This window comes from Streptomyces rubellus, from assembly GCF_036323805.1.
In the GTDB taxonomy this organism is placed as follows: Bacteria; Actinomycetota; Actinomycetes; order Streptomycetales; family Streptomycetaceae; genus Streptomyces.
In genome coordinates this window covers 23098-48921 of sequence record NZ_JAZDCX010000005.1, presented here as the reverse complement: position 1 = coordinate 48921, position 25824 = coordinate 23098, and the positions used below count along the sequence as shown (strand labels likewise).

Annotated in this window: 28 protein-coding genes; 17 read left to right on the top strand and 11 right to left on the bottom strand. The window is 75.1% G+C overall.

The window, feature by feature from the left end:
* Nucleotides 1-35 precede the first annotated feature (35 nt).
* The 4 genes from V1L54_RS07315 to V1L54_RS07300 all read left to right on the top strand — a co-directional run bounded on the left by V1L54_RS07315 (nucleotide 36) and on the right by V1L54_RS07300 (nucleotide 3858).
* Complete coding sequence (locus V1L54_RS07315; protein WP_100203401.1) at nucleotides 36-230, top strand: hypothetical protein; 195 nt, start codon at nucleotides 36-38, stop codon at nucleotides 228-230.
* A gap of 23 nt (nucleotides 231-253) precedes the next feature.
* Nucleotides 254-1180 (top strand): N-acetyl-1-D-myo-inositol-2-amino-2-deoxy-alpha-D-glucopyranoside deacetylase, encoded by a 927-nt coding sequence (mshB, locus tag V1L54_RS07310; RefSeq protein ID WP_330117060.1) that lies wholly within the window; start codon nucleotides 254-256, stop codon nucleotides 1178-1180.
* Nucleotides 1177-1563 carry a DUF6113 family protein gene (locus V1L54_RS07305; RefSeq protein ID WP_330117059.1) on the top strand — a complete coding sequence of 129 codons (387 nt, stop codon included), beginning with the start codon at nucleotides 1177-1179 and terminating at the stop codon, nucleotides 1561-1563. Before mshB ends, V1L54_RS07305 begins: the two co-directional genes overlap by 4 nt.
* Before the next feature lie 240 nt (nucleotides 1564-1803).
* The gene (locus tag V1L54_RS07300; RefSeq protein ID WP_330117058.1) at nucleotides 1804-3858 is read left to right on the top strand and encodes a hypothetical protein; all 2055 of its coding nucleotides are present in this window, start codon (nucleotides 1804-1806) and stop codon (nucleotides 3856-3858) included.
* A 66-nt stretch (nucleotides 3859-3924) separates the two neighbouring features.
* Here V1L54_RS07300 and V1L54_RS07295 read toward each other — a convergent pair whose 3' ends face one another.
* Nucleotides 3925-4824, bottom strand: coding sequence for a transglutaminase family protein (locus tag V1L54_RS07295; protein ID WP_330117057.1), 900 nt, complete (start codon nucleotides 4822-4824; stop codon nucleotides 3925-3927).
* A gap of 31 nt (nucleotides 4825-4855) precedes the next feature.
* Nucleotides 4856-5860, bottom strand: a complete 1005-nt coding sequence (locus V1L54_RS07290) for a GNAT family N-acetyltransferase (protein ID WP_443076540.1) — start codon at nucleotides 5858-5860, stop codon at nucleotides 4856-4858.
* A 144-nt stretch (nucleotides 5861-6004) separates the two neighbouring features.
* Here V1L54_RS07290 and fdxA point away from each other — a divergent pair, with 144 nt between their 5' ends.
* Together fdxA and dapC are read left to right on the top strand one after the other, a co-directional pair.
* Nucleotides 6005-6331 carry a ferredoxin gene (gene fdxA, locus V1L54_RS07285; RefSeq protein WP_100203396.1) on the top strand — a complete coding sequence of 109 codons (327 nt, stop codon included), beginning with the start codon at nucleotides 6005-6007 and terminating at the stop codon, nucleotides 6329-6331.
* Nucleotides 6332-6430: 99 nt separating this feature from the next.
* Nucleotides 6431-7528 (top strand): succinyldiaminopimelate transaminase, encoded by a 1098-nt coding sequence (gene dapC, locus V1L54_RS07280; RefSeq protein ID WP_330117055.1) that lies wholly within the window; start codon nucleotides 6431-6433, stop codon nucleotides 7526-7528.
* 125 nt (nucleotides 7529-7653) lie between these two features.
* On the opposite strand, the gene V1L54_RS07275 is transcribed toward dapC, so the two are convergent.
* Nucleotides 7654-8124, bottom strand: coding sequence for an ATP-binding protein (locus V1L54_RS07275; RefSeq protein ID WP_330117054.1), 471 nt, complete (start codon nucleotides 8122-8124; stop codon nucleotides 7654-7656).
* Between the two features lie 366 nt (nucleotides 8125-8490).
* Complete coding sequence (locus V1L54_RS07270) at nucleotides 8491-9435, bottom strand: VldE C-terminal domain-containing protein (protein WP_330117053.1); 945 nt, start codon at nucleotides 9433-9435, stop codon at nucleotides 8491-8493.
* A gap of 115 nt (nucleotides 9436-9550) precedes the next feature.
* On the opposite strand from V1L54_RS07270, the gene dapE reads away from it, so the two are divergent.
* Both dapE and V1L54_RS07260 read left to right on the top strand, forming a co-directional pair.
* Nucleotides 9551-10675: a succinyl-diaminopimelate desuccinylase gene (gene dapE, locus V1L54_RS07265; RefSeq protein WP_330117052.1), complete on the top strand. Its 1125-nt coding sequence runs from the start codon at nucleotides 9551-9553 to the stop codon at nucleotides 10673-10675.
* 184 nt (nucleotides 10676-10859) lie between these two features.
* Nucleotides 10860-11651, top strand: coding sequence for an LOG family protein (locus V1L54_RS07260; protein ID WP_330117051.1), 792 nt, complete (start codon nucleotides 10860-10862; stop codon nucleotides 11649-11651).
* 20 nt (nucleotides 11652-11671) lie between these two features.
* On the opposite strand, the gene folP is transcribed toward V1L54_RS07260, so the two are convergent.
* Nucleotides 11672-12532 carry a dihydropteroate synthase gene (gene folP / locus V1L54_RS07255; RefSeq protein WP_330117050.1) on the bottom strand — a complete coding sequence of 287 codons (861 nt, stop codon included), beginning with the start codon at nucleotides 12530-12532 and terminating at the stop codon, nucleotides 11672-11674.
* A 172-nt stretch (nucleotides 12533-12704) separates the two neighbouring features.
* Here folP and V1L54_RS07250 point away from each other — a divergent pair, with 172 nt between their 5' ends.
* Both V1L54_RS07250 and V1L54_RS07245 read left to right on the top strand, forming a co-directional pair.
* Entirely contained in the window at nucleotides 12705-13094 is a 390-nt protein-coding gene (locus tag V1L54_RS07250; RefSeq protein WP_330117049.1) for a DivIVA domain-containing protein, read from the top strand.
* On the top strand, nucleotides 13091-13687 hold the full coding sequence (locus V1L54_RS07245; protein ID WP_330117048.1) for a DNA-3-methyladenine glycosylase I: 597 nt from the start codon (nucleotides 13091-13093) through the stop codon (nucleotides 13685-13687). Before V1L54_RS07250 ends, V1L54_RS07245 begins: the two co-directional genes overlap by 4 nt.
* Nucleotides 13688-13746: 59 nt before the next feature.
* Here V1L54_RS07245 and V1L54_RS07240 read toward each other — a convergent pair whose 3' ends face one another.
* Nucleotides 13747-14592: an enoyl-CoA hydratase-related protein gene (locus V1L54_RS07240; protein WP_330117047.1), complete on the bottom strand. Its 846-nt coding sequence runs from the start codon at nucleotides 14590-14592 to the stop codon at nucleotides 13747-13749.
* Between the two features lie 291 nt (nucleotides 14593-14883).
* Here V1L54_RS07240 and V1L54_RS07235 point away from each other — a divergent pair, with 291 nt between their 5' ends.
* Entirely contained in the window at nucleotides 14884-15051 is a 168-nt protein-coding gene (locus V1L54_RS07235) for a DUF3117 domain-containing protein (RefSeq protein WP_014137929.1), read from the top strand.
* 172 nt (nucleotides 15052-15223) lie between these two features.
* Here V1L54_RS07235 and V1L54_RS07230 read toward each other — a convergent pair whose 3' ends face one another.
* Nucleotides 15224-15913: an O-methyltransferase gene (locus V1L54_RS07230; protein WP_330117046.1), complete on the bottom strand. Its 690-nt coding sequence runs from the start codon at nucleotides 15911-15913 to the stop codon at nucleotides 15224-15226.
* A 174-nt stretch (nucleotides 15914-16087) separates the two neighbouring features.
* Between V1L54_RS07230 and sigE the strand changes: the two genes are divergently transcribed.
* The 5 genes from sigE to V1L54_RS07205 all read left to right on the top strand — a co-directional run bounded on the left by sigE (nucleotide 16088) and on the right by V1L54_RS07205 (nucleotide 20888).
* The gene (sigE, locus tag V1L54_RS07225) at nucleotides 16088-16858 is read left to right on the top strand and encodes an RNA polymerase sigma factor SigE (protein ID WP_330117045.1); all 771 of its coding nucleotides are present in this window, start codon (nucleotides 16088-16090) and stop codon (nucleotides 16856-16858) included.
* Entirely contained in the window at nucleotides 16855-17811 is a 957-nt protein-coding gene (locus V1L54_RS07220; protein WP_330117044.1) for an anti-sigma factor family protein, read from the top strand. Before sigE ends, V1L54_RS07220 begins: the two co-directional genes overlap by 4 nt.
* Nucleotides 17808-19433, top strand: coding sequence for a S1C family serine protease (locus tag V1L54_RS07215; protein WP_330117264.1), 1626 nt, complete (start codon nucleotides 17808-17810; stop codon nucleotides 19431-19433). Before V1L54_RS07220 ends, V1L54_RS07215 begins: the two co-directional genes overlap by 4 nt.
* Before the next feature lie 109 nt (nucleotides 19434-19542).
* Nucleotides 19543-20070: a sec-independent translocase gene (locus V1L54_RS07210; RefSeq protein ID WP_330117043.1), complete on the top strand. Its 528-nt coding sequence runs from the start codon at nucleotides 19543-19545 to the stop codon at nucleotides 20068-20070.
* A gap of 173 nt (nucleotides 20071-20243) precedes the next feature.
* Complete coding sequence (locus tag V1L54_RS07205; RefSeq protein WP_330117042.1) at nucleotides 20244-20888, top strand: hypothetical protein; 645 nt, start codon at nucleotides 20244-20246, stop codon at nucleotides 20886-20888.
* Nucleotides 20889-20945: 57 nt separating this feature from the next.
* On the opposite strand, the gene V1L54_RS07200 is transcribed toward V1L54_RS07205, so the two are convergent.
* From V1L54_RS07200 to V1L54_RS07190, 3 genes are all read right to left on the bottom strand, one after another.
* Nucleotides 20946-22112, bottom strand: coding sequence for an Mrp/NBP35 family ATP-binding protein (locus tag V1L54_RS07200; protein ID WP_330117041.1), 1167 nt, complete (start codon nucleotides 22110-22112; stop codon nucleotides 20946-20948).
* Nucleotides 22113-22237: 125 nt separating this feature from the next.
* On the bottom strand, nucleotides 22238-22831 hold the full coding sequence (locus V1L54_RS07195; protein ID WP_443076522.1) for a DUF1003 domain-containing protein: 594 nt from the start codon (nucleotides 22829-22831) through the stop codon (nucleotides 22238-22240).
* The gene (locus V1L54_RS07190; protein WP_330117037.1) at nucleotides 22800-24128 is read right to left on the bottom strand and encodes a magnesium transporter MgtE N-terminal domain-containing protein; all 1329 of its coding nucleotides are present in this window, start codon (nucleotides 24126-24128) and stop codon (nucleotides 22800-22802) included. The genes V1L54_RS07195 and V1L54_RS07190 overlap by 32 nt, the downstream gene beginning before the upstream one ends.
* Before the next feature lie 262 nt (nucleotides 24129-24390).
* Here V1L54_RS07190 and V1L54_RS07185 point away from each other — a divergent pair, with 262 nt between their 5' ends.
* The gene (locus V1L54_RS07185; protein WP_330117036.1) at nucleotides 24391-25155 is read left to right on the top strand and encodes a hypothetical protein; all 765 of its coding nucleotides are present in this window, start codon (nucleotides 24391-24393) and stop codon (nucleotides 25153-25155) included.
* Between the two features lie 57 nt (nucleotides 25156-25212).
* On the opposite strand, the gene V1L54_RS07180 is transcribed toward V1L54_RS07185, so the two are convergent.
* Entirely contained in the window at nucleotides 25213-25755 is a 543-nt protein-coding gene (locus tag V1L54_RS07180) for a hypothetical protein (protein WP_330117035.1), read from the bottom strand.
* Nucleotides 25756-25824 lie beyond the last annotated feature (69 nt).

Genomic DNA, 25824 nt, shown 5'->3' with positions numbered 1-25824 from the left:
CGTTCGACCTCGCGCTCCCTTGGAGGTGAACCGCCGTGGCCCTCTCGATCTCGGCGGTGGTGCTGCTGGCGATCATCGTCTTCCTGCTGATCAAGAAGTCCGGACTGAAGACGGGGCACGCCCTGGTCTGCATGCTCCTGGGCTTCTACCTGGCCAGCTCGACGGTCGCCCCCACCATCAGTGAGCTGACCTCCAACGTCGCCGGCATGATCGGAAGTATCAAGTTCTGACGGCCGGGACGTAGGCTCGCCCCATGACCGAGCTTCCCGCCCGCCGTCTGATGCTGGTCCACGCGCACCCCGACGACGAGTCGATCACCAACGGGGTCACCATGGCGCGGTACGCCGCCGAGGGTGCGCTGGTCACCCTGGTGACCTGCACGCTGGGCGAGGAGGGTGAGGTCATCCCGCCCGCGCTGGCGCACCTGGCCGCGGACCGCGAGGACACCCTGGGCCCGCACCGGATCGGTGAACTGCGGCACGCCCTGCGCGAGCTGGGCGTGCTGGACCACCGCTTCCTGGGCGGTCCGGGACGCTACCGGGACTCGGGGATGTTCGGCACCGAGGCCAACGGGCGTCCGGGCTGCTTCTGGCGGGCGGACGTCGACGAGGCGGCCTCCCACCTCGTCGAGGAGATCCGCGAGGTGCGCCCCCAGGTGCTGGTCACCTACGACCCGGACGGGGGATACGGCCACCCCGACCACATCCAGGCCCACCGGGTGGCGACGCGCGCGGTGGAGCTGGCGGCCGACCCCGCCCACCGGGGCGGCGGACGGGGCGGGCCGCACCGGGTCGCGCGGGTCTACTGGAGCTGCGCGGCGCGTTCGGTCGTCGAGGCGGGCTTCGCCCGGCTGCGCGAATCCGGCGGCGGTCCCTTCCCGGAGCTCGCCCCGGCGGACGACGTACCGGGCGTGGTGGACGACGCCGAGGTGGCCGTCGTCATCGAGGGCACCGCGGCCGAGGCCGCGGCCAAGGCCGCGGCGATGCGCGCCCACGCCACCCAGATCGTGGTGGCCGACGCGCCGTCAGGACCGGCCGTCTCCTTCGCGCTCTCCAACCGGCTGAGCCAACCGCTGCTGCACACCGAGCACTTCAGGGCGGCCGACGGCCGCGTTCCGGACGTGCCGCTGCGCGACCTGTTCGCGGGGCTGCCGGCGGCGGACGGCGGGAGCGCCGGGTGAACGCCAGAGGGGCGCGGATCGCCGCGTACGCCGTACTGGCCGTGCTGGGCGCGCTGGTGGCCGTCGCGGGCGCGCTCGTCCAGGCGGGCTGGTTCCCGCTGGGGCTGCTGCTGGCGCTCGGCGGGGCCGTGGGGCTTTTCCACGGCGGCGCGCGGCTCACCGGTACGAAGATCGGCGCGGCGGCCCCGGCGGGTGCCTGGATGCTCACCGTGCTGCTGCTGACCTCCTCCCGCCCGGAGGGGGACTTCCTCTTCGGCACCGGGCTGGGCAACTACCTGTTCCTGCTGGGCGGGATGTTCGCCGCTGTGATGTCCGCCACGCTCGCGCCGTCCGAACGGTCGCTCCAGGGCGGGCCGTCCGCCCCGGCCGGTCCCCGGAGGTGACGCGGCGGCCGGCCCGGTCCGCCGTGCTCGCCGCGGGGCCGGCAGCCGGCCGCCGGACGGTGCCGGCCCCGCCGGGCGGTGACGCCGGCCCGCGCCCCGCGCCGGTCTCACCGGGACGGTGATTCGGTACTCCCGGGACCCGCGGCGGCGGTCACCAGTAAGGTGGAGCGCGCCGGCGAGCCGCCCGCACAAGCCGATCGAAACCGAGGCGGGCGGCGAATCCAACCGGGAGATCCTGCATTGAGCCGTGAAACTGACAGCCCGTCCTCCGGTCCCCAGGCCGGAGGCGGCACCGCGTACCCGTCGGGAACCGAGCCGTACGGCACGCCGACCGGCGGCGCGACGGGTGAGTCCGCCGGGCGGGCCGCCGCGCAGCCGGGCGAGCCGAAGACCGAGACCACGCTGACCACCCGCATCCGCATCAACATCCCCGGTTCCCGGCCCATCCCCCCGGTCGTCGTGCGCAAGCCCGTCGCCGAGGCGGGCGGAACGGGGGAGGGGGCCGGCCCCGGTGGGCAGGCGCCCGGCGACCGGCCGGAGGGCCGGGACGCCGCGGGCGGCGCGGCGCGGACTCCCGCCGGGGGCACCCCGGCGGTGGCCCCGGGCGGGCCGGGCGGCGCTCCGGGCAAGGGCCGGCCGACCAGCTCCTGGTTCGCCCCGCGCAAGCCCGTGGCCGACGGCCCGCAGGGTGCCGCGCCCGACGTTCCGCGGGGCGCCGTCCCCGGCACCCCGGCCGCGCCCCCGCGGCAGCGCACCGACACCCCGCCGCACGGTTTCGCCGCGGAGCCACCGGAATCCGGCGGCCCCCTCGGCATCGGCGGCGCGAACGGCTTCCCGCCGCCGACCTCGGTCGGCACCCCGCCGCACGGTTTCCCCGCCGCCTCCCCGCCGGGGCCGTCGGCCACCGCACCGGGCCCCTTCCCCGACGACGGACCCGGCGGACCGACCACCTCGGCCACCGGTGAGACCCTGCTGCCGCCCGGGTTCCAGCAGACCCACGGCGGCCCGCCGCCCGCCCCGGCGCACAACGGCACGCGGCCGGGCCCGGACACCGGGCCGCAGCCCGCCGTGGACGGCGCCTCCGCCGTGCCCGGGCCCCCGCGGATCGGGGGGCCGACGCTCGACCTCGGCGGCCCCGCCTCCGCCTCCGCCTCCGCCGACGGCGAGCGGGTCTCGGGCGACACCCTGGTCGGCAGCATCCCCCGGGTGCCGCCGGCCGGCGGCGACGGCCGGTTCCGGGACGGGGAGGACGACAGGGGGGACGGCGGGGAGAACGGGACGGACCCCGCCCGGCACGCCGGCCCCGCGGCGCCGCCGCCCGCCCCGGCCCCCGCCAGGCGTGGCCGCTCCAAGCAGGTTCTGGTCGGCTTCGCCGCCTTCGGTCTGCTCGGTGTCGCGGTCGCGTACGGCGCCGGTCTGCTGCTCGACCACGCCGAGGTACCGAACGGCACCACCGTGCTCGGTGTGGAGATCGGCGGCATCAGCCGGGAGGAGGCGGTGGACAGGCTCGACGCCGCCCTCGGGAAGCGCGCGGCCACGCCGCTGGTCCTCCAGGTCGAGGGCGGCGAGGAGACACTCAAGCCCAGCGTCGCGGGCCTGTCGTTCGACACCGAGACCACCGTGCGCCAGGCATCCGGACAGGACTACAACCCCGTCTCCGTCATCGGCTCGCTCCTGGGCGGCGCCCGCCACGCCGAACCGGTCTTCAAGGTGGACGAGGAGAAGCTCACCGCGGCCCTGGAGGACCTGACCCGTGGGGTGACGAACGGCGGGGCGCGGGAGGGCACGGTCGAGTTCGTCGACGGCAAGGCCGTCGGAAAACCCGGCGAGCCGTACCAGCAGGTCGACCTCGACAAGGGCGCCGACCTGCTGGAGAAGGCCTACCGGGAGCAGGTCGCCACCGGCGGGAAGCCCGCCGTCGCCCTGCCGGTCTCCGTCCGGCAGCCCGAAATCGGCCAGGAGGAGATCGACCGGGCGATCCGGGAGTTCGGCGAGCCGGCGATGTCCGGTTTGGCCACCGTCAGGGCGGGCGACCGGTCGATCTCGTTCAGCCCCACCGGGACGCTGCCGACGTTCCTGTCCATGAAGCCGGTCGACGGCAAGCTCGTGGACAGCTACGACCTGAAGGTCCTGGAGAAGCTGTACGGGAGCACCTTCGACGGCGTCCTGATCACCCGCGGCGACGGCTCGAAGACCCCGGTCACCCCCCAGGACGTCGCGGGCGCGCTGCGCGAGGCGCTCCGGGAGACCGGAGAGGACAAGCGGGTCGGTGTCATCGAGCTCGATCCGCAGTAGCGGTTCCGTCCGCCCCGGCCGTCCGGCGGTCCCGGGAGAGCCCCGGGAAACCGGCCCGTGCCCCGCTCAGTTGAGCCGGGCACGGGCCGCCCGCGCCTGACGGCGGACGGCCTCGGCGGCGTTCGGCTCCATCGCCGCCACCGCCTCCGCGTAGCTCTCCAGCTCCCGGGCGCCGCCGGTGAAGTCGCCCCGCTCGACCAGCAGCCGCGCCCGTTCGTAACGGAGCCGGGCCGGGTGGTGGGGCAGCAGGAGCGACAGCTCCACCGCCCACAGCTGGACGTCCGTGTGCTCGGGCCGGGCGGCCGCCCAGGCACGGATGTTGTTCAGCACCCGCAGGGTGATCTCCAGCGGACCGGCGGGCCGCAGCATCGCCTCCGACAGCGTGGCGCCCGACGACCCGGCCACCAGCAGCTCCACATCCGTCTCGTCCAGCAGCAGGCCGCCGGAGAAGGGGTCGGCGAGGACGTGGTCGCCGTCCGGGTCCCCGAAGCCGACCACGAAGTGTCCCGGCAGCGCGACCCCGTACACCGGTGCCCCGGCCCGGCGCGCGACCTCCAGCCACACCACCGACAGCAGGATCGGCAGCCCCCGCCGTCGCCTGAGCACCTTGTCGAGCAGGGAGGAGTCCAGCCGGCGGTAGTCGTCCGGGGTGCCGTGGAAGCCGTGCTTCTCGCCGAGCAGGACGGCCAGCGCGCGCGCCCAGCCGCGCGGGTCGCGGTCGGCCCCGTACGGCAGCAGCCCCGCCAGCCGGTCCAGCTCGATCTGGGCCTCGTCGATGTGCCGGTCGATGCGCCGGCCGAGGTGCTCGTCGTTCTCCCCGCGCTCCCCGCCGAGGGCGGGATCGGCCTCGGCGCCGATGAGGAGGCACAGCAGCGCCAGGTCGGGCCGCCCGGCCCGGGCGGCCGCCGTGAAGCGCTCCCGCACCGTGCCGCCGTTCTCGCCGTTGTCACCGTCACCGCTCCGCATGCAACACTCCGTACCCGTTCTCGGCCCGTTCTCAGCCCCGGGGCGCCCGGCGGTAGTGATAACCGTGGTGGTCCGTGAAGCCCAGCCGGTCGTACAGCGCCGTCGCGGCCGTGTTGTCCGGCTCGACCTGGAGGTACGCCGCCGAGGCGCCCTCCGCCAGCGCCGCGCGGGCCAGTTCGGCCATCACCGCCGTCGCCAGCCCCGCGCGCCGCCGCGCCGGGGCCACCTCGACGGCGGCGAACCCGGCCCACCGGCCGTCCACCACGCACCGTCCCACGGCGTCCGGCGTGCCGTCCCCGCCCGGCACGGCGGCGAACCACACCGACGGGCCGCCGGACAGCACCTTCAGCGCGTCCCGGGCCGAACCGGCCGACGAGGCGCGGCGGTACGCGCCCAGCCACGCCTCGTCCGGCCGCCGTGCCAGCCGCACCCGCGCGTCCGGCGCGCGGTCGGCCAGCGGCGCGAGCGCGGCGGTGCGCAGGACGGCGAACCGCTCGGCCGTCCAGCCGCGCCGCTCCAGTTCGGCGGCCAGCAGCTCGTCGCTGTCGCCGCCGCCGGTGGTCACCTGGACCAGGACGGGCAGCCCCCGCTCGCCGTACCAGCGGCCGGCCCGTGCCAGCGCCTCGTCCAGCGGCACGCCGGGGTCACCGAGCGGGAGGACGGAGTTGGCGCGGCTGGTGAAGCCGCCGGCGGCGCGGAGCGTCCAGCCGCCCAGGGGGGCGGTCTCGGCCGCCGGCCAGCCGCGCGCCGCCACCTCCGTCAGCTCCCGCACGCCCGCCGCCGGACCCCGGCGGCGGGCGGGCGTGGCGGGCACGACCTTGCCCGCCACCAGGGACGACTCCGCCACGCGTACGCTCTGGCCGCCGCGCCGGGTGATCGAGAGCACACCGTCTGTCCACGATGTGAGAACACCGACCGTGTCGGTGAACGAACCAGCGGGGTCCCCGGGAGCGGTCAGACTGCGTACCGAGACACGTTTCCCCACGTCAGCGGCGCTGATACGGATGCTGAGGCGTCCGCCCACGGTGAACTCCACGGTCCTGACCACCCCTCCTGTTCGTCTCATGCCCGGGAACGGAGATACTAGAGGCGGGCATCGACGACGCCGCGCTCCCGCGCGCTATCGCGGCTCAGCCAGAACCGGACCGGCTGCCGCGCCCTACCGAGGAGGAACGACAGCGTGACCTACGTCATCGCGCAGCCTTGTGTCGACCTGAAGGACAAGGCATGTATCGAGGAGTGCCCCGTCGACTGCATCTACGAGGGCCAGCGGTCCTTGTACATCCACCCGGACGAATGCGTCGACTGCGGAGCCTGTGAGCCGGTCTGCCCGGTCGAGGCCATCTTCTACGAGGACGACACCCCGGAGGAGTGGAAGGACTACTACAAGGCGAACGTCGAGTTCTTCGACGAGCTGGGCTCGCCCGGTGGTGCCAGCAAGCTCGGCCTGATCGAGCGCGACCACCCCCTCATCGCCGCGCTCCCGCCGCAGGAACACGACGAGTGAGCCGTCCGCGGCCCCAGCGCTGACCCCGGTCCCGCACGGCCCCGCAGGCCGCGCGGGACCGGGGTTTTCCCGGAGAGAACCGGAAAGAGAGCGAACCACGTGCCACCCCTGTCCGCCCGTCTGCCGGTCTTCCCGTGGGACCGGCTGGAGCCGTACAAGAAGACCGCCGCTGGGCATCCGGACGGCATCGTGGACCTGTCCGTGGGCACCCCGGTCGACCCGGTGCCCGAGGTGGTCCGCGCCGCGCTCGCCGCCGCCGCCGACAGCCCCGGCTATCCGACGGTGTGGGGCACCGCCGAGCTGCGGGACGCGATCACCGGCTGGTGCGCGCGGCGGCTGGGCGCCCGCGGACTGGCCCACACCCATGTGCTGCCGGTCGTCGGCTCCAAGGAGCTGGTGGCCTGGCTGCCGATCCAGCTCGGCCTGGGCCCCGGGGACAAGGTGGCGTACCCCCGGCTGGCGTACCCGACGTACGAGGTGGGGGCGCGGCTGGCCGGCGCCGAGCCGGTGGTCTACGACGAGCCGCGCGAGGTGGACCCCCGCGGTCTGCGGCTGCTGTGGCTGAACTCCCCCTCCAACCCCACCGGCCGGGTGCTGCCGAAGGAGGAGCTGACGGCCACCGTCGCCTGGGCGCGCGAGCACGGGGTGCTGGTCCTCAGCGACGAGTGCTACCTGGAACTGGGCTGGGAGGCCGATCCGGTCTCCGTCCTCCACCCGGACGTGTGCGGCGGGAGCCACGAGGGGATCGTGGCCGTCCACTCGCTGTCCAAGCGCTCCAACCTGGCCGGCTACCGCGCCGCGTTCCTGGCCGGGGACGAGGGGGTGCTCGCCGAGCTGCTGCGCGTCCGCAAGCACGGCGGGATGATGGTGCCCGCCCCGGTGCAGGCCGCCACGGTGGCGGCGCTGGGCGACGACGCGCACGTGCTGGAGCAGCGGGGGCGCTACGCGGCGCGGCGTACGGCGCTGCGCGGCGCCCTGGAGGCGAACGGCTTCCGGATCGAGCACAGTGAGGCGTCGCTGTACCTGTGGGCGACGCGGGACGAGCCCTGCTGGGACACCGTGGCCGCGCTGGCCCGGCGCGGTGTGCTGGTGGCGCCCGGCGACTTCTACGGCCCGGCGGGCGGGCGGTTCGTACGGGTGGCCCTCACGGCCACGGACGAGCGGGTCGGGGAGGCCGTACGGCGCCTCACGGCGTGACGGACCCGGACCCCGGACCCGGGCTCCGGGAGACCGGTCCGGCCGGGGGCGGGAACCGTACCGCGGGGGCCCGGGAACCGGTCGGCGCCGGCCCCGGACCCCCGCGGGGTGTGTACCTCCGGGCGTCAGCCCAGCGGCAGCCCCTTGCCGGTCAGCCCCTGGGCCGGCAGGGTGCCGACGCCGGGCACCGGGCCCTTGCCCTTGGCCACCGGGCCCTTGACGGTCGTTCCGGTGGCGGCGGGCTTGGCGGCCTCACCGGCGATGACGCCGGCGGAGCGCACCGTCCGGTCGGCGGTCTGCTGCGCGGCCGGCACGGTGGCCCGGCCCGTGGCGCCGACGGTCCGGCTCGCCGCGGGCACGGCCTTCCTGACGGTGTTGCTGCCGGTGGCGGCCGCCTTGTCGCCGGCGCTCCGCGAGGTGTAGTCGACGGTCTTGCCCAGGTTCGCGCCGTCCGTCTTGCTCAGCGCGCCCAGGCCCTTGGCGGGCGAGGCGAGGTCGGCGGCGCTCGCGGAGCCGGCCGCGCCGACCGTGGCCGCGGCACCCGCCGCGACCAGCAGCGCGGTCCGTGCGATCCGGCGCGAGAGGGGGAGGGACATGTTGCTCCTTCGACGAAGGGAAGAGGCTTCCTGCGGGGGAATTCCTCCGGACCGGCGCGTCCGGAAAGACGCGGTACGGGTCCTTCGGGGCGATGCCCCCGGATCGCTGTGCCTATCGCGTGAAGCGTCCCGGAAGTTGCGGTCGCCCGGGTAAAGGATTGGTAATGCGGCGCATTGCCGGGTCGAACGGGAAGCGGGTTTCCGGGCGGGCGTGAATGCCGCCGGGAAAACGCCGGGACCCCGTGCCGCCAAGGGGCGCGACGGGCGCGCGGGGTCCCGCGGGCATGGCCGCGCGGGCCCGTCGGCGGGCGGGCCGGTTACCCCGGGGGAGTGAATCCGTATTCCGTTGTGCGAAGGCCGCCGGAACTACCGGGTGGTGGCGATGACGACTTCCGAACGGGAGGCGCCCCGGGTCGTGCGCCAGCCTTCGCCCGCCCTTTCGGCCTCCCAGACGCGGTTTCCGTAGGACACCCTTTCGATTCCCAGCTCAAGGGAATGGGCCACGGCCCAGTGCGCCACCTCCCAGCCGCGGCGCCCGGCGTCCGTCCCCGATCCGCGCCCCTCGCCCTGGACGGGGACCGAGACGACCGGGCCGGGCGCGCTGCGGCCGCCTCCGCCGCTGCCGCCGAGCGCGGCCGGGTCCGGCAGGACGTCCCGGCCGAACTCGCGGGCCAGCTTCTCCCGCACCCGCACCGGGTCGCCCGCGGCGCTGCCGGACGCGCTCCCGGACGCGCTGCCGGGGACACAGGTGAGCGCGGCGGCCCGGCGACCGGTGAGCGCGGCGGTGAGCAGCGCGGCCTCGGGCTCGTGCTTGGCGTAGGCGTCGGGGAAGCCGCTGCGCTGCACCCGCTGCGCGGCGACGGTCAGCGGCAGCCGGGAGTAGCCGGGGACCTCCACCAGGTGGTCGTAGAACTTCCCGGCGGCGTACACCGGGTCCATGATCTGCTCCGGGGTCCCCCAGCCCTGGGAGGGGCGCTGCTGGAACAGGCCCACGGAGTCCCGGTCGCCGTAGTCGATGTTGCGCAGCGCAGACTCCTGCATGGCCGTGGCCAGCGCGATGGTGACCGCCCGCTCCGGCAGCCCCCGGGCGGAGGCGACGGCCTGGATGGTCGCCGCGTTGGCGGCCTGCTGCGGCTCGATCTCGTACGGTTCGCCGCCCCGGGCGGCCGTCACCGTGCAGCGCGCGGGGCCGGGCCCGCCGGGGTCGTGGCGTACGGCCAGGTACCCGACGAGCCCGAGCAGTACGACACACGCGGCGGCCGGCCGCAGCAGTCGCCGCCCACGGCGCGGTGTTGGTGCTCGCTCGGACACGCGGACAAAGGTACCGGTTGGTAGCCCGCCGGTGGCCGGGTCGTGCGAATCCGGTGTACTCCGGTGTACACGGACCGGTCGGGCGGGCGGAGCGGCGGCGGGTAGGGTCGGCGCCATGGAGCGAGTTCCCGCCGCACCCGGCACGTCCCCCGGCCCGTCCGCCCTCCCGCCCCCCGCGCTCGACCTGACGCTGGACGCGGCGCGGCTGACCGCGCGGCTCGTCGACGTCCCCTCGGTCAGCGGCGGCGAGAAGGAGCTCGCGGACGCGATCGAGACCGCGCTGCGCGCCCTGCCCCATCTGCGGGTGGACCGCCACGGCAACAACGTCGTCGCCCGCACCGCGCTCGGCCGGGCCGAACGCGTCGTGCTCGCCGGGCACATCGACACCGTGCCGATCGCGGACAACGTCCCCTCCCGGCTCGTCGACGGCGAGCTGTGGGGGTGCGGCACCTCCGACATGAAGGCCGGGGTCGCCGTCCAGCTGCGCATCGCCGCCACCGTCCCGGCCCCCAACCGCGACCTGACCTTCGTCTTCTACGACAACGAGGAGGTCGAGGCACACCGCAACGGCCTCGGCCACCTGGCCCGGGACCGCCCCGACTGGCTGGCGGGGGACTTCGCGGTGCTGCTGGAGCCCTCCGACGGGCAGGTCGAGGGCGGCTGCCAGGGCACGCTCCGGGTCAAGCTGCGCACCGCCGGGCAGCGTGCGCACTCCGCGCGGAGCTGGCGGGGCGAGAACGCGGTCCACGCCGCCGCGCCGATCCTCGCCCGGCTGGCCGCGTACGAGCCCAGGCGCCCGGTGATCGACGGGCTGGAGTTCCGCGAGGGGCTCAACGCCGTGGGGATCACCGGCGGGGTCGCCGGCAACGTCATCCCCGACGAGTGCACCGTCACCGTCAACTACCGCTACGCGCCCGACCGCACCGAGGCGGAGGCGCTGGAGCACGTCCGGGAGGTGTTCGCGGACTGCCCGGTGGCCGAACTGGTGGTGGACGACAGCTCCGGCCCGGCGCTGCCCGGTCTGTCGCATCCGGCCGCCGCGGCCTTCCTGGCGGCGGTGGGCGGCGAGGCGCGGCCGAAGTTCGGCTGGACCGACGTCTCCCGGTTCAGCGCGCTGGGCGTGCCCGCGGTCAACTACGGCCCCGGCGACCCGAATCTGGCCCACCGGCGCGACGAGCGCGTGGCGACCGGGGCGGTCCTGCGCTGCGAGGAGCGGCTGCGCGCCTGGCTGACCTCCTGATCCGCCGGGTATCCGGTGGTGCGTGCCCCGGTACCGGGGCGGTCGCCGGGATGTCCGGGCGAGTTCCGTCCGGCGTCATCCGGACCTGCGTACCCTGGCGGCCTGCTGCCGGACGGCACACGGGACGTGCGGGACGGCCGGGGCATGCGGGACACACGGTGAACACGGAGGAGAGGAGCCACCCATGAACGGTGCGGACGAGACGGGCCGGCCGCGGGAGCAGCGGGGCGGCCCGGTGGTGCGCCGCCGCGGCCAGATCCAGCCCAGCACCACCGACCAGCGGCTGCTGGACACCGCGGGCCCCTCGGACTGGGTGCACCAGGACCCCTGGCGGGTCATGCGCATCCAGTCGGAGTTCGTGGAGGGCTTCGGCACCCTCGCCGAACTCGGGCCCGCCATCAGCGTCTTCGGTTCGGCGCGCACCCCCCGGGAGTCGCCCGAGTACGAGGCCGGGGTGAGAATCGGCCGGGCGCTGGCGGAGGCCGGGTTCACGGTGATCACGGGCGGCGGTCCCGGAGCCATGGAGGCGGCCAACCGGGGCGCGAACGAGGCGGGCGGCGTCTCGGTCGGCCTGGGCATCGAACTCCCCTTCGAGCAGGGGCTGAACGAGTACGTCGACATAGGCGTCAACTTCCGCTACTTCTTCGTGCGGAAGATGATGTTCGTCAAGTACGCCAGCGGCTTCGTCGTCCTGCCGGGCGGCATGGGCACGCTGGACGAGCTGTTCGAGGCCATCACCCTGGTCCAGACCCGGAAGGTCACCCGCTTCCCGATCGTGCTGTTCGGCACGGAGTACTGGCGGGGACTGGTGGACTGGCTGCGCGACACCCTCGTCGCGGGCGGGAAGGCCGGCCCGCAGGATCTGGAGCTGTTCCATGTGACCGACGACGTGGACGAGACGATCGCGCTGGTCACCAAGGAGATCTCCACCCCCGACCGGCCGGCGGAGCACGGTCTTCCGAAGGAACCCTCCTGACGGTCGCCGGCCCGCCGCGGTCAGGCCAGACCGCGGCGGGCCACGGCCGGCGGGCGCCGTCCCGCGAGTGAGGCGACCATGTCGAGCACCTGCCGGGTCTCGGCGACCTCGTGGACGCGGTAGACGCGGGCGCCCAGCCACGCCGAGACCGCCGTCGTGGCCAGGGTGCCGGTCAGCCGCTCCTGGACCGGCCGGTCCAGGGTCTCCCCGACGAAGTCCTTGTTCGACAGCGACACCAGCACCGGCCACCCGGTCTCCACCATCTCGGCCAGCCGCCGGGTGACCTCCAGGGAGTGCCGGGTGTTCTTGCCGAAGTCGTGGCCGGGGTCGATCAGGACCGCGTCCCGCCGCACCCCCAGCCCGACGGCGCGCTCGGCCAGGGCCAGGGTGGTCCGCAGCACATCGGCCATGACGTCGTCGTACGCCGCCCGGTGCGGCCGGGTGCGGGGCGCCGCGCCGCCGGTGTGCGTGCAGACCAGCCCGGCGCCGTACCGCGCCGCCACCCCGGCCAGCTTCGGGTCCACCCCGCCCCAGGCGTCGTTGAGCAGGTCCGCGCCCGCCTCGCAGACCGCCTCGCCGACCTCGTGCCGCCAGGTGTCCACGCTGATCACCACGTCCGGGTGGCGCCGCCGCACCTCGGCCACGAAGCCGGCCGTGCGCCGCACCTCCTCGGCGACCGTCACCTCCTCGCCGGGACCGGCCTTCACCCCTCCTATGTCGACGATGGCGGCGCCCTCCGCCACCGCCTGTCCGACCCGGTCCAGTGCCGGTCCGTCGAGGAAGGTGGCACCCCGGTCGTAGAAGGAGTCCGGCGTCCGGTTGACGATGGCCATGACCACCGTCTCGTGCTCGCCGAACTCCTGCCGTCCCAGCCGCAGCATGCGCCGTCCTCTCCACGCGGCTCCCCGTGGCGGTGGGGAGCCGCCGCACAGATCTTCCTCCGCCGACCCTAGCCGCCGGTGTCCCGTGGCACGATCACAGGAGGCACCGGAGACAGGAGAGCCGGTGCCCGCCGCCGGCGGGACGGCTCCGGGGAGATTGCGGGGAGATGGCGTGTTCTGGTTTCTGCTGATCGCGTTGGTCGTGGTGGTCGCCGCGGTCGCGCTGGTCGTGGTGGGCGGGGGGGACGGGCCGGACCGCACCGCGACGGCCGGGCTCGCCGACGCCCCGCCGGACCGTACCGAGGCATGGCTGCCGCCCGACCGCCCGGTGGGCCGCGCGGACCTGGAGGCACTGCGGCTGCCGGTGGCGGTCCGGGGCTACCGCATGGCGGAGGTGGACGACGTCCTCGACCGCCTCGGCGCGGAACTGGCCGAGCGCGACGCCCGGATCGCCGAGCTGGAGGCGTCCCTGGCAGGCGCGCAGGCGGCGGCCCTGGGCGGCCCCGAACTGTTCCGCGGGCCCGGGGACGGAGCCGGCGGCGCGCCCGGGGAGGCCCGGTGACCGGGGGCGGGGCACTGCCCGGACCGGACGGCAGGCCGCGCTGTCCGTGGAGTCTGACGGCCGAGGACTACACCGCCTACCACGACACCGAGTGGGGCCGTCCGGTGCACGGCGACGACGCGCTGTTCGAGCGGCTGTGCCTGGAGGCGTTCCAGTCCGGGCTGTCCTGGCTGACGATCCTCCGCCGCCGCGAGGGCTTCCGGGCGGCGTTCGCGGGCTTCCGGATCGCCGCGGTGGCGGAGTTCACCGAGGCCGACCGGGAGCGGCTGCTCGCCGATCCGGGCATCGTCCGCAACCGCGCCAAGATCGACGCGGTCCTCGCCAACGCCCGGATCGCGGCCGGGTGGGCGCCGGGGGAGCTGGAGGAACTGGTCTGGTCCCACGCCCCCGACCCGGCCGGGCGCCCGGTCCCGCGCACCCTCGCCGACGTACCCGCCGTCACCCCGGAGTCCACGGCGCTGGCCGGGGCCCTGAAGAAGCGCGGCTTCCGCTTCACCGGACCCACCACGGCCTACGCCCTGATGCAGGCGTGCGGCCTGGTGGACGACCATCTGGCGGACTGCTGCGCCCGCGCCCCGCGGACGGTGCCCTGACCGGGCCGGCGGCCCCCGGCCCGGACGGGGCGCCGCCGCCCGCGGGGTGCGCGACGGTGTCAGTGACCGCGGAAGACGGGCTCGGCCCTGTTCACGAACGCCTCCACCGCCGCCCGGTGGTCCTCCGTGGCGCCGGTGCGGATCTGGAGTCCGGCCTCCTTCTCCAGGGTCTCGGCCAGTGAGTGGGAGGAGCCGTAGGCCAGGGCCTCCTTGAGCGCGGCGTAGGCGGCCGTCGGCCCCTGGGCGAACCGGCGGGCGACGGCCTCGGCCTCGGCCGCCAGGTCGCCGGCCGGGACGACCCGGTTGGCGACGCCCAGTTCCAGCGCCTCCCGGGCGGTCACCCGGCGCGGGAGGAACAGCAGGTCGGCGGCGCGGGCCGGGCCGACCAGCCGCGGCAGGGTCCAGGACACCCCGGAGTCGGCGGCGAGCCCCACCCCGGCGAAGGCGGTGTCGAAGGAGGCGGTGTCCGCGACGACGCGGTAGTCGGCGGCGAAGGCGAACCCGGCCCCGGCCCCGGCCGCCACCCCGTTGACGCCCGCCACCACCGGCTTGGGCATCCCGGCGATGGCCAGGGTGATCGGGACGTAGTGGTCCCGCACGGTGTCCATGGCCGCGCCGCCCGCCCGCCGCAGCCTCCCGGCGTGTTCCCGCAGGTCCTGGCCGACGCAGAAGGCCCGGCCGCGGCCGGTCAGCAGCACCGCGCGCACGGCGGAGTCCCCGGCCGCCCGCCGCAGGGCGGCCAGCAGCGCCTCCTTGAGCGCGGTGTCGAGGGCGTTCAGGGTCTCGGGGCGGTCGAGGACGATGGTCGCGAGGCCCGCGGACACTTCGTAGCCGACGCCGCCCGGTGTGCCGTCCGGGCCGCTGTCCGGTGTGTTGTCCGGTGTGCTGTCTGGGGTGTCTGCCATGCGGGCCAGCATCGCAAGGATCACCGGAGGCCGATATATCCCCCGCACCGTGCGGCGCGTCAAACAAATCCATGGCGAAAAACGGAGAGAAGCGACACGGAGGAGTGCGCTGTATCGCGGCTTGATCGCCGAATTGGGTGGTTTTGTGTGAGCGCGTTGCGCAAGGGATACCGACCGATGTTGGTCATGCGGTCATGTGATGCGGGATAATGAACGGGAAGCAATGTGTTCGACGCCGGTGACACCTGGGTTGCCGGCTGAGATCAGCTGGTTTCAGGAAGGGGAACGAGCATGGCGGCCATGAAGCCGCGGACGGGCGATGGCCCGCTCGAGGTGACCAAGGAGGGGCGGGGCATCATCATGCGCGTTCCGCTCGAAGGCGGTGGACGACTCGTCGTCGAGCTCACCCCTGACGAGGCGGATGCACTCGGCGAAGCCCTGAAGAAGGCCTGCGGCTGAGGAGTCACCGGCACCCGCATTCCGCCGCCACCTTATGCCGTCACCGCCCCCGGAGAGCGTTCCGCTCCGGGGGCGGTGGTGTGTCCGGTGCCGCTCCCGGGACGGGCGGCGCCGCGGGGCTCCGTGCTTTCCCGGAGCCGGGAGGCGCGGGGTTCCGGGGCCGTCCGCGGGCTCAGCCCTCCCGCTTCACCGCGCACAGCAGCCCGTCGCCCACCGGCAGCAGCGACGGCAGCAGCGCGGGGCTGTCCCGGACCGTGCGCAGCAGCTCGCGCAGCCGGAGTACCTCGGCGGGCTGGGCGGCGGAGTCGACGGTGCGGCCGTCGGCGAAGACGCCCTCGAAGCAGACCAGCCCGCCGGGGCGCAGCAGGCGCAGCGACTCCTCCAGGTACTCCAGGCTCTCCAGCCGGTCGCCGTCGCAGAACACCAGGTCGTACCCGCCGTCCGCGAGCCGGGGCAGGACGTCCAGGGCGTGGCCCGGGATGAAGCGGGCGCGGTTGCCCGCGAAGCCCGCGGCGCGGAACGCCTGGCGGGCGATCTGCTGGCACTCCGGCTCGGTGTCCACGGTCGTCAGCACACCGTCCGGCCGCATGCCGTGCAGCAGGTGGATGCCCGACACCCCGGTGCCGGTGCCGATCTCGGCCACCGCCTTGGCGTCCACGGCGGCGGCGAGCAGCCTGAGTGCCGCGCCCGTGCCGTCCGACACCGGACGCAGTCCGGCCTCCCGGGCGCGGTCGTGGGCCCAGCGCAGCGCCGCCGAGCGCTCGGCGTGCTCGGCGTGCCCGGCGCCGTACGCGTCGGCGAACGCCCAGCTCGCCTGCCGATTGCCGGTAATCGCCCTCTCCCGTCCCCATGGTCCACGCAACGGTGACTGTATCCGCTGCCGTCGGGAACCCGCAGATGGGACCGCGCGTTGGAAAGTGACGAGGCCGTACACCCCGGACGGCGTCCCGGCCGGTGCGAGAGGTGCGGGAGGCGCGCGGCCCGGGGCGGGAAGACGGCCGAAGAAGCTTATCCGGAGCTAACGGGCGAGGTGGCTATGGTAGGGGCTCCACTGGACACCACCAGAGCCGACAGGGGAGGTGCGGCTGCGGCCGGCGACCGAGGAGTGCTGAGGCGCTTCCGCAGGTCCACCGGCGAGCCGAAATCCGTGAACGACACCGCTGACCAGCACCGCGCCGCCGACCCCGCGACCACCGCGACCTTCGCAACCGACGCGGGCGCCCCGGCGTGGACGCCTCCCACCTGGGAGGAGATCGTCAGCACCCACAGCGCACGGGTCTACCGGCTCGCCTACCGCCTCACCGGGAACCAGCACGATGCCGAGGACCTCACCCAGGAGGTCTTCGTCCGGGTCTTCCGCTCGCTGTCCACCTACACCCCCGGCACCTTCGAGGGCTGGCTGCACCGCATCACCACCAACCTCTTCCTGGACATGGTGCGGCGCAAGCAGCGCATCCGCTTCGACGCCCTGGGCGACGACGCCGCCGAGCGGCTGGCCAGCCGGGAGCCCTCCCCGCAGCAGCACTTCAACGACACCCACTTCGACGCCGACGTGCAGCAGGCCCTGGACACCCTCGCCCCGGAGTTCCGGGCGGCGGTGGTGCTCTGCGACATCGAGGGGCTGTCGTACGAGGAGATCGCCGCGACGCTCGGCGTGAAGCTCGGCACCGTCCGCAGCCGTATCCACCGGGGCCGCTCCCATCTGCGCAAGGCGCTCAAGCACCGATCGCCCGAGGCGCGCGCCGAGCAGCGCGCGCTGGCCGGGGCGCTCCCCGGCGTCGCGGGCGGGGAGGGCGGCGCCGAGTGAGTGGCACATTCGACGACCTGCACGACCCGGAGCCGACCGCCGCCGAGCAGCATCTGGGCGACCGCCTCGCGGCCCTGGTGGACGGTGAGCTGGGGCACGAGACCAGGGAGCGGGTCCTCGCCCACCTGGCGACCTGCCACGCCTGCAAGACGGAGGCCGACGCCCAGCGCAGGCTGAAGAGCGTCTTCGCCGAGACCGCGCCGCCGCCGCCCTCGGAGGGACTCCTCGCGAGGCTCCAGGGGCTTCCCGGCGGCCTGGGCGGTGATCTCGGCGGTCCCGGCGATCTCCGGGAGCCGCCCCTCGGGAGCAGGGGGCCGGACGGAACGGCGGATCCGGCCGGATCCGCGTGGGAGTTCGAGTATCTGCCGCCCGGCAGCGTGCTCACCCCGGACCGGGGTTTCCGCATCCACGAGACGGACCGGCCGGCCTCGCGCGGGCGCCGTTTCGCCTTCGCGGCGGCGGGTGCCGTCTCACTGGCCGCCTTCGCCCTCGGCGGTGCGCTGACCTCCACCGCCGGCGGTCCCACGGTCGCCGCGGGCGGGGAGGGCGGTACGGCCGCCAGTCCGCCGCGCACCGCCGCGGCCGGCACGGAGCGCGGCCGGGAGAGGGAGCAGAAGATCCCCGGCACCCCGGTCGGCCCGGCCGCGGCGCCGACGCCGACGCCGACGTACGGGCCCACCCGGCTCGGATCGCGGGTGGAGGCCGAGTTCGCGGCCCGGCAGTACGAACTGATGACCGTGCCGGTGCTCGACGTGCCCGCCGGCCTGCGTCCGCCCCTGATACACCCGGCGTATCCGGCCCGGCAGCTGCGGACCGCGCCGCCGCCCGGCAGCCGGGCGCCCGGTGGCCAGCCGCTCATGGGCACCTCCTCCGCCCCCGCACCCGGCGAGGTGCCCACCGCGAGCCCGGTGGCGAGTCCGACGGCGGTCCAGGCGGCTCCGCACGGCCGCTGACGGCCGTTCCGCGCCCCGGCGGGTCTGTCCGTGCCCCGTGGGACCGAACTGGTTCAATCGGTGGGATCGGGACGACCACCGGGGACACCGCGCGGGTCCGCGCGGGGAGTGGTGCGGGTGAATGTGGGGAGAGCATGGACGAGGGGAAGGCCGCCGAGGCCGCGCCGCGGCCGCTGCACGGTGAGGACCCGTACGGCACACCGCCCTACGGCGGCCCGGGCCCCTGGGCCCCGGCCCCGCCCGTCCAGCACCCCGTGACGCCCGCGCGGGGCACCCCGCTGCCGCCGCGGGCGCAGCCCCCCGTCCCCGCTCCCGGCGCGCCGCCGGACCCGGCGTTCGCGCGGTACGACCCGTGGGCGCCGCCGTCCGCCGCGCAGTCCGCCACGCCGCCCTCCGGGGTGCCGGTACCGCCCGGACCCGCCTCCCCCTCCCCGGGCCCGCGGGAGGCGCCGTACGGCCCGCACAGCGGCTCTCCCGGCCCCGCCGCGGAGCCGCGCCGCCGCCGTCGGCGGCGGATCGCGGCGGCGGCCGTGCTCCTGGCGCTGGCCGCCGGCTCGGCGGGCGGCGTGGCCGGGGCGTACGCGGAGCGGCACGGCGTACTCGGGCTCGGCACGATCGAGCTGTCCCAGGCGCCCGCCGAGGACACCGGCCGTGATCCGCGCAGTGTGGCGGGGATCGCCGAGCGGACCCTCCCGGGCGTGGTGACCATCCACGTCCGCGGCGCCGGGGAGCAGGGCACCGGCACCGGCTTCGTCCTCGACGAACGCGGCCACCTCCTGACCAACCACCATGTGGTGGATCCCGCCGGAGACGGCGGGGACATCACGGTGACCTTCCACGACGGGCAGACCGCCGCCGCCGAGGTGGTCGGCACCGACAGCGGTTACGACCTCGCCGTGCTGCGGGTGAGGGAGGTCTTCGGACTGCACCCGCTGCCGCTGGGCAACTCCGACTCAGTGCGCGTGGGCGACCCGGTCGTGGCGATCGGCGCGCCGTACGAACTGGCGGGCACGGTCACCGCGGGCATCATCAGCGCCAGGGAGCGCCCGATCGTCGCGGGCGGCGGTGACGGCGGGGACGCCGGAGACGCCGGGGACGTCAGCTACGTGGACGCGCTGCAGACCGACGCGCCGATCAACCCCGGCAACTCCGGCGGCCCCCTGGTGGACTCCGAGGGCCGGGTGATCGGCATCAACAGCGCGATCCGCGCGGCCGGCGGCGGCTCGCCGGAGTCCGGCCCCGGCGGCAGCATCGGCCTGGGCTTCGCCATCCCGGTCAACCAGGCCAAGCGGGTGGCCGAGGAGCTGATCAACACCGGCCGGGCCACCCACCCGGTGATCGGCGTCACACTCGACATGGACTACTCCGGCGACGGCGCCCGGATCACGCCGGAGGCCAAGCGGGGGAGCGAGCCGGTGGTGCCGGGCGGGCCGGCCGACCGGGCGGGCGTCGAGGCCGGCGACGTCATCACCGCGGTGGACGGCACCCCGGTGCACAGCGGGGAGGAGCTGATCGTGCGGATCCGCAGCCACCGCCCCGGCGACCGGCTGGAACTGACCGTCGAACGCGGCGGCGCCGAGCGCTCGGTGAGCCTCGTCCTCGGCTCGGCGACCGGACCGTGACGGCCGCCGGACGGCTGCCGTCCACACCGCCGACTCCCGCGCCGGGCCTCCCGGCGGGTACCGTGACTGTGGCCGCACGGGTCGTGGACTTATCTGAGGGAGCTGCCCGGTGTTCTTCGACATAGGACCCCTGGAGCTGGTCGCGCTCATCATCCTGGCGGTCCTCGTCTTCGGGCCGGAGAAGCTGCCGAAGCTCATCCAGGACGTCGCGGGGTTCATCCGCAAGGTCCGGGAGTTCTCGGACAACGCCCGGGAGGACATCCGCCGGGAGCTGGGCCCGGAGTTCAAGGACTTCGAGTTCGAGGACCTCAATCCCAGGAACTTCGCCCGCAAGCACCTGCTGGACAACGAGGACCTGGGGCTGAAGGAGATCCGCAACGGCTTCGACCTGCGCCAGGAGCTCGCCGAGGTCACGGACGCGGTCAACAGCCGGGAGAGCAACGCGGGTGCTGCCGCGGGCACCGCCGCGAGTGCCGCGGACCCCGCCGCCCCGGCGGGTGGCACCTCCCTGGAGAAGCCCTCCGACGGCTCCGCGGACCGGTCCTCCGGCCGGCCGGACCCCGCCGCCCCGGCGGGCGGCACCTCCCTGGAGAAGCCCTCCGACGGCTCCCCGCCGTTCGACGCCGACGCCACCTGACCTCGTCCGGGCCCCGGTCCGGGAGGTGCGCCGGGAGGGCCACCCACGGCCGGACACAGCCGGTCCTGTCCGGTTCGGCGGACAACGGTGGCTATCCTCCCTGTGTCCGTGGGTCGGGCCGCCCGAGGGGGGCGGGCCCCGCGGCACAGGGCATACGAGGAGGCGTCGCACAGATGGAGACGACGGGCCGGGCAGGGCCGCAGGACGCACCCGCGTCCGGGGCGGACGGGGTGATCGACGGCTATCTGATGGCCGACTTCCCCTGGTACGGCCTCGACGAGGCCTTCACCGGCCCGCGCTGGCTGGTGAGGGTCGGCGCCGCCGCCGACGGCAGGGTCGAGCACGGTGCGACCGGCCACGGGGAGGAGCCCTCCTTCCGGTCCGACGCCGAGGACCCGGACGGCCGGGCTTTCGCCGTCGTCGTGACGGTCGCCGGACGGCCGGGGCGCAGCAGCCCGGACGGCACGGGGATCCTGGAGGCCACCTCGATCTCGTCGGCCGCGTGGCTCGCCGGGTCGGGCCTGCTGTCATGCACCTGGCCCACCCGAATGGACCTCGCGCTCCGGCAGAGCTGGCTCGACCAGCAGACGGCGACCGCCTGGGAGCTCGCGGACGACCTGGAAAACTCCGCCTGGTCCGCCCTGACCCTGCCGGTCGACGGCACACCGGCCGAGTTCCGCTACCGGGAGTCGGAGTACGGCTGGGTGCTGGCGGGACCGGGACAGGGCGGCGTGCACATCGGTGCCTACGGACGGGGGATGAGCGCCTACGGGCTGGGCTTCTCGGTGATCAAGGACCTCACCGTCTACGACCGCTGACCGGCCGGCGCCCGCCGGGCCGGCGCCCGCCGGGGCGGCGTACCGCCCCGGCCGGCCTCAGAACTTGTTGCGCGGGGTGATCCCCAGCGACATCCCGGCCAGTCCGCGCTGCCGTCCGCCGAGCTTGCCCGCGATCGCGCGGATCGCCGAGCCGGCGGGGGAGTCCGGGTCGGTCAGCACCACCGGCCTGCCCTCGTCGCCGCCCTCGCGCAGCCGTACGTCGATCGGGATGCCCCCGAGCACCGGGACGGTGGTGCCGGTGGTCCGGCTCAGCCCGTCGGCCACCCGCTGGCCGCCGCCGGTGCCGAAGACGTCCACCATCTCGCCGCAGTGCGGGCAGGGCAGCCCGGACATGTTCTCCACGACGCCCACGATCTTCTGGTGGGTCTGCACGGCGATGGACCCGGCGCGCTCGGCCACCTCGGCCGCCGCCTGCTGCGGGGTGGTCACCACCAGGATCTCGGCGTTCGGGACGAGCTGCGCCACCGAGATGGCGATGTCGCCGGTGCCGGGCGGCAGGTCCAGCAGCAGCACGTCCAGATCGCCCCAGTAGACGTCGGCGAGGAACTGCTGGAGCGCGCGGTGCAGCATCGGCCCGCGCCACACCACCGGGGCGTTGCCCGGGGTGAACATGCCGATCGAGATGACCTTCACCCCGTTCGCGGACGGCGGCATGATCATGTTCTCGACCTGGGTGGGCCGGCCCTCCGCGCCCAGCATGCGCGGCACCGAGTGGCCGTAGATGTCGGCGTCCACGACGCCCACCTTCAGCCCGTCGGCCGCCATGGCCGCCGCCAGGTTGACCGTCACCGAGGACTTGCCGACCCCGCCCTTGCCGGAGGCGATCGCGTACACCCGGGTCAGCGAGTCCGGCCGGGCGAACGGGACCTCGCGCTCGGCCTGGCCGCCGCGCAGGGCGGCCGCCAGCTCGCGGCGCTGCTCGTCGCTCATCACGTCCAGCGAGACCGTCACACCGGTGACGCCCGCCACCCGGCCGACCGCCTCGGTCACCGAGGAGGTGATCGTGTCGCGCATCGGGCAGCCGGACACCGTCAGGTAGACCGTGACCGCCACCGAGCCGTCCTCGGCGATCTCCACCGACTTCACCATGCCCAGCTCGGTGATCGGGCGGTGGATCTCCGGATCGTTCACGGTGGCGAGCGCGGCGCGGACCGCGTCCTCGGTGGGGGCTCCGCTGCGTGCCGCGGACGTGTCAGTAGCCATGGCTCCGATGGTACGGCCCGCCGGCGCCGCCGCCGAAGAAGGCGGCCGAGACCCCGGTCACCGCCCGCCGCCCCGGCCGGTAGGGGCCTTCCCGGCCCCGCTCCGGACCCCGCCGCCGCGGGCCGTCAGCGCTCGCGGTCGGCCGGCGGCGGGACGGCGCCGCGCTGCTCCAGCTCCTTCAGCAGGTCCTGCAGCTCCGAGCGGATCCAGTCCCGGGTGGCGACCTCGCCCAGGTTCATCCGCAGCGTGGCGACCTCCCGGGTGAGGTACTCGGTGTCGGCGATGGAGCGCTCGTTGCGCTTGCGGTCCTGCTCCAGGTTCACCCGGTCCCGGTCGTCCTGCCGGTTCTGGGCCAGCAGGATCAGCGGGGCGGCGTAGGAGGCCTGGAGCGAGAGCATCAGGGTCAGGAAGATGAACGGGTACTCGTCGAAGCGCAGCGCCGGCGGGGCCGTGGTGTTCCAGGTCAGCCACAGGATGATGACCACCGTCATCCAGACGATGAACCGCCCGGTGCCCAGGAAGCGGGCGATCCGCTCCGACAGCCGTCCGAAGGCCTCCGGGTCGTACTCCGGCAGCGGGGAGCGGCGCGGCACCATCGGCTGGTCCAGCCGTACCCGGCGCTCCCGCCCGGTGACCGGGGGAAGGCTCCGCTCGCGCTCCCTGCGCGCCATGCGCTCGTCCCGTTCCCTATCGGCCATCGACGTTCTCCCGGCTCTCATGGCTCTCGAGTCCGCTCTCCGCGGGCGGTCCGGGTGCTCCGACGGCCCTCCGGGCCGCCGCCTCCCGCCAGTCCTCGGGCAGCAGATGGTCCAGGACGTCGTCGACCGTGACGGCGCCCAGCAGCGAGCCGTTCTCGTCCACCACCGGCGCCGCCACGATGTCGTACGCCGCCAGGTAGCTGGTCAGCGTGGACAGCGGGGTGTCGGGGGGCAGCGGCCGCAGGTCGGTGTCCACGACCGCGCCGACCAGGGTGCCCGGCGGCTCCCGCAGCAGCCGCTGGAAGTGCGCCATCCCCAGGTACTTCCCCGTCGGGGTCTCGTCCGGCGGTCGGCACACGTACACCTGCGCGGCCAGCGGGGCGGGCACGTCCTTCACCCTTATCCGGGCCAGGGCGTCGGCGACCGTGGCGTCGGGACGCAGCACGAGCGGCTCGGTCGTCATCATGCCGCCCGCGGTGTGCTCCTCGTACGTCAGCAACCGCCGCACCGGGTCGGCGTCCTGCGGCTCCATCAGCCGCAGCAGCCGCTCCATGTCCTTCTCGGGCAGCTCGGAGAGGAGGTCGGCGGCGTCGTCGGGGTCCATCGCCTCCAGCACGTCGGCGGCGCGCTCGTCCTTGAGTTTGCGCAGGATCTCCACCTGGTCGTCGTCCGGCAGCTCCTCCAGCACGTCCGCCAGCCGGTCGTCGTCCAGCGCCGCGGCGACCTCCGCGCGGCGCTTGGCCGACAGGTGGTGCAGCACGTTGGCGAGGTCGGCCGGGCGCAGCTGCTCGAAGGTGGCCAGCAGGTTGGCCGCCCCCTGGCCCTCCTCCTCCAGGGAGAAGCCGGTCACCGCCGACCACTCCACGGTCAGCGTCTCCCCGCGCCGCCGCCGCAGCGGGCCGCCGCCACCGCGCCGTACGAAGACCTTGTCGATCAGCCAGTCCCGGCGGCTCGGCGGCTGGGTGATGCCGACGTCGAGCACGGTGACCTTCTCGCCCGTCCCGGCCATCGTCACCTGCCGGTCCAGCAGTTCGCCCAGGACCAGGGTCTCGGTGGGCCGCTGCTCGAAGCGCCGCAGGTTCACCACCCCGGTGGTGATCACCTGTCCCGACTCGACCCCGGTCACCCGGGTCATGGGGAGGAAGACGCGCCGCCTGCTGATCATCTCGACGACCAGGCCGAGGACCCGCGGCGGCAGCTCGCCGACGCGCAGCATGGCCACCACGTCCCGGACGCGGCCGACCTGGTCCCCGACGGGGTCGAAGACGGCGATCCCGGAGAGGTGCGAGACGAAGACCCGCGAGCCGCCCAGCGCCATGCCCTGTCCTCCCCGTCCGACTCGTATCCCACTCGTGAACCCGCTCGTGCGCGCGCACCGGCCGCGCGCCGCCGCACGGCCGCCGGGTACCCGGCCGCGGCCGGGTACCCGCGAAGGCGGTGACCCGAATGCGGCTTTCAGGCTAGCGCGCCCCCCGCCGGCCCCCCTCGGCGGCACCGGCCGGACGGCCGCCCTCCGCTCCCGGCCGGCGCCCCCGGTAGGGTGCGGTCCTGCTGCCCCGATCCCAGGAGGAAGAGCGGACGTGACTGCGTGGGTCCACGGTGTTCGTGCCCGGAGTACGGCGGTGGTGGGGGCGGTCCTCGCGGCACTGGTGGTGGTGCTCACCGGATGCGGGTCCCAGGACCCGGACGAGGGGACCAACGGGGTGGGCAGGCTCTCCGCCACCGAGATCGAGGAGAGGGCCCGCAAGGCCGCCCGGGCGGCCGGGTCCGTACGGCTGTCGGGCAGTGTGGTCAGCCAGGGCCGGACCTACCGGCTGGACATGCGGCTGACGGGCGACGGCGGCATAGGCGAGGTCCTCGCCAAGGGCGGGCCCCGCTTCGAGCTGCTGCGGATCGGCGAGGAGCTGTACCTCAAGGCCGGCGCGGACTTCTGGGTCCACCAGGAGCAGGACGGCGAGGAGCCGAATGACTCGGACCTGGCGGCGGCCCGCAAGCTGGAGGGCAAGTACGTCAAGGTGCCGACCGGTGATCCGGCCCACCGGCAGCTCAGCGGCTTCACGGACAAGGACGTGCTGCTGGAGGGGCTGATCGCGCTCCAGGGAAAGCGGGAGAAGGGCGCCCGGGACGAGGTCGACGGCGTGCGGACGATCGAGGTGCGGGCCGGGAAGGGCGAGGGCGGGGTGCTCAGCGTCGCGCTGATCGGCACGCCGTATCCGCTGCGGCTGGAGCGCGGCGGCGGTGCGGGGGTGGTCGAACTGACCGAGTGGGACAAGGAGTTCGCACTGCGGGCCCCGGAGGAGGAACAGGTCGTCGACTACGGGAAGAAGATCTCGGCCGCGGAGTAGCCGGAGCCCGGGCCGGTCCCGGTCCGGGACCGGATCCGCCGTCCCGCCGCGGCGGGCTCAGCCCCGGCGGCGCCCGCGGCGCAGCAGCAGCCTCGGCAGCCCGGCCGGAACCGGCCGGCGGGTGGTCGCCGGCGTCGGCAGCGGGGCGGCGGCCCGGGAGCCGTCCGGCATCGCGCCGGGTCCCTCGGTGGGCTCCCCGGCGGGCTCCAGCCTCAGCACCCGGCACTCGCGCGCCCAGCGCCCGGCGATCGACGCGGCGTCCGGGGCGTTGAGCCGTTTGCCCGCCAGTTCGGCCACCGCGGCCTCCCACCGGTCCCCGCCCGGGGGAAGTTCGACGACCCGGGCGGGCCAGCCGACCAGCCGCCCGCCCTTGTCCTTGCTGCGCGCGGTCACCGTCGCGGTGCCGCCGTGGACGAGCCCGAGGCCGGCCAGCGGCTGCTCGCCGGGGCCGTCGCCCACCAGGCAGACGGCACCGTCGTGCCAGACGTGCCACAGGGCGCGGTCCGGCCCCTGCGGGCCGCGCACCCACACCAGGGCGGACTTCTTCGCCGACTCCTCGATCAGCGCCCGACCGGGCGCGGGGATGGACGGTGTCGTCATGGGGGGACCCTACCTCCGGCGGACCGGACCGTCCCGGCCCTCGGACGGTCAGTACCGCGACCGGGGCAC

What these genes read in the sequence shown, in the direction of transcription:
- V1L54_RS07240 (WP_330117047.1), bottom strand. Translation starts at nt 14,592, where the DNA reads ATGGCAGACACCCCAGACAGCACACCGGACAACACACCGGACAGCGGC.
- V1L54_RS07180 (WP_330117035.1), bottom strand. Translation starts at nt 25,755, where the DNA reads ATGACGACACCGTCCATCCCCGCGCCCGGTCGGGCGCTGATCGAGGAG.
- folP (WP_330117050.1), bottom strand. Translation starts at nt 12,532, where the DNA reads ATGCTGCGGCTGGGACGGCAGGAGTTCGGCGAGCACGAGACGGTGGTC.
- V1L54_RS07200 (WP_330117041.1), bottom strand. Translation starts at nt 22,112, where the DNA reads ATGGCTACTGACACGTCCGCGGCACGCAGCGGAGCCCCCACCGAGGAC.
- dapE (WP_330117052.1), top strand. Translation starts at nt 9,551, where the DNA reads ATGGAGCGAGTTCCCGCCGCACCCGGCACGTCCCCCGGCCCGTCCGCC.
- V1L54_RS07235 (WP_014137929.1), top strand. Translation starts at nt 14,884, where the DNA reads ATGGCGGCCATGAAGCCGCGGACGGGCGATGGCCCGCTCGAGGTGACC.
- mshB (WP_330117060.1), top strand. Translation starts at nt 254, where the DNA reads ATGACCGAGCTTCCCGCCCGCCGTCTGATGCTGGTCCACGCGCACCCC.
- V1L54_RS07260 (WP_330117051.1), top strand. Translation starts at nt 10,860, where the DNA reads ATGAACGGTGCGGACGAGACGGGCCGGCCGCGGGAGCAGCGGGGCGGC.
- V1L54_RS07275 (WP_330117054.1), bottom strand. Translation starts at nt 8,124, where the DNA reads ATGTCCCTCCCCCTCTCGCGCCGGATCGCACGGACCGCGCTGCTGGTC.
- V1L54_RS07295 (WP_330117057.1), bottom strand. Translation starts at nt 4,824, where the DNA reads ATGCGGAGCGGTGACGGTGACAACGGCGAGAACGGCGGCACGGTGCGG.
- V1L54_RS07195 (WP_443076522.1), bottom strand. Translation starts at nt 22,831, where the DNA reads ATGAGAGCCGGGAGAACGTCGATGGCCGATAGGGAACGGGACGAGCGC.
- V1L54_RS07205 (WP_330117042.1), top strand. Translation starts at nt 20,244, where the DNA reads ATGGAGACGACGGGCCGGGCAGGGCCGCAGGACGCACCCGCGTCCGGG.
- sigE (WP_330117045.1), top strand. Translation starts at nt 16,088, where the DNA reads ATGGTAGGGGCTCCACTGGACACCACCAGAGCCGACAGGGGAGGTGCG.
- V1L54_RS07190 (WP_330117037.1), bottom strand. Translation starts at nt 24,128, where the DNA reads ATGGCGCTGGGCGGCTCGCGGGTCTTCGTCTCGCACCTCTCCGGGATC.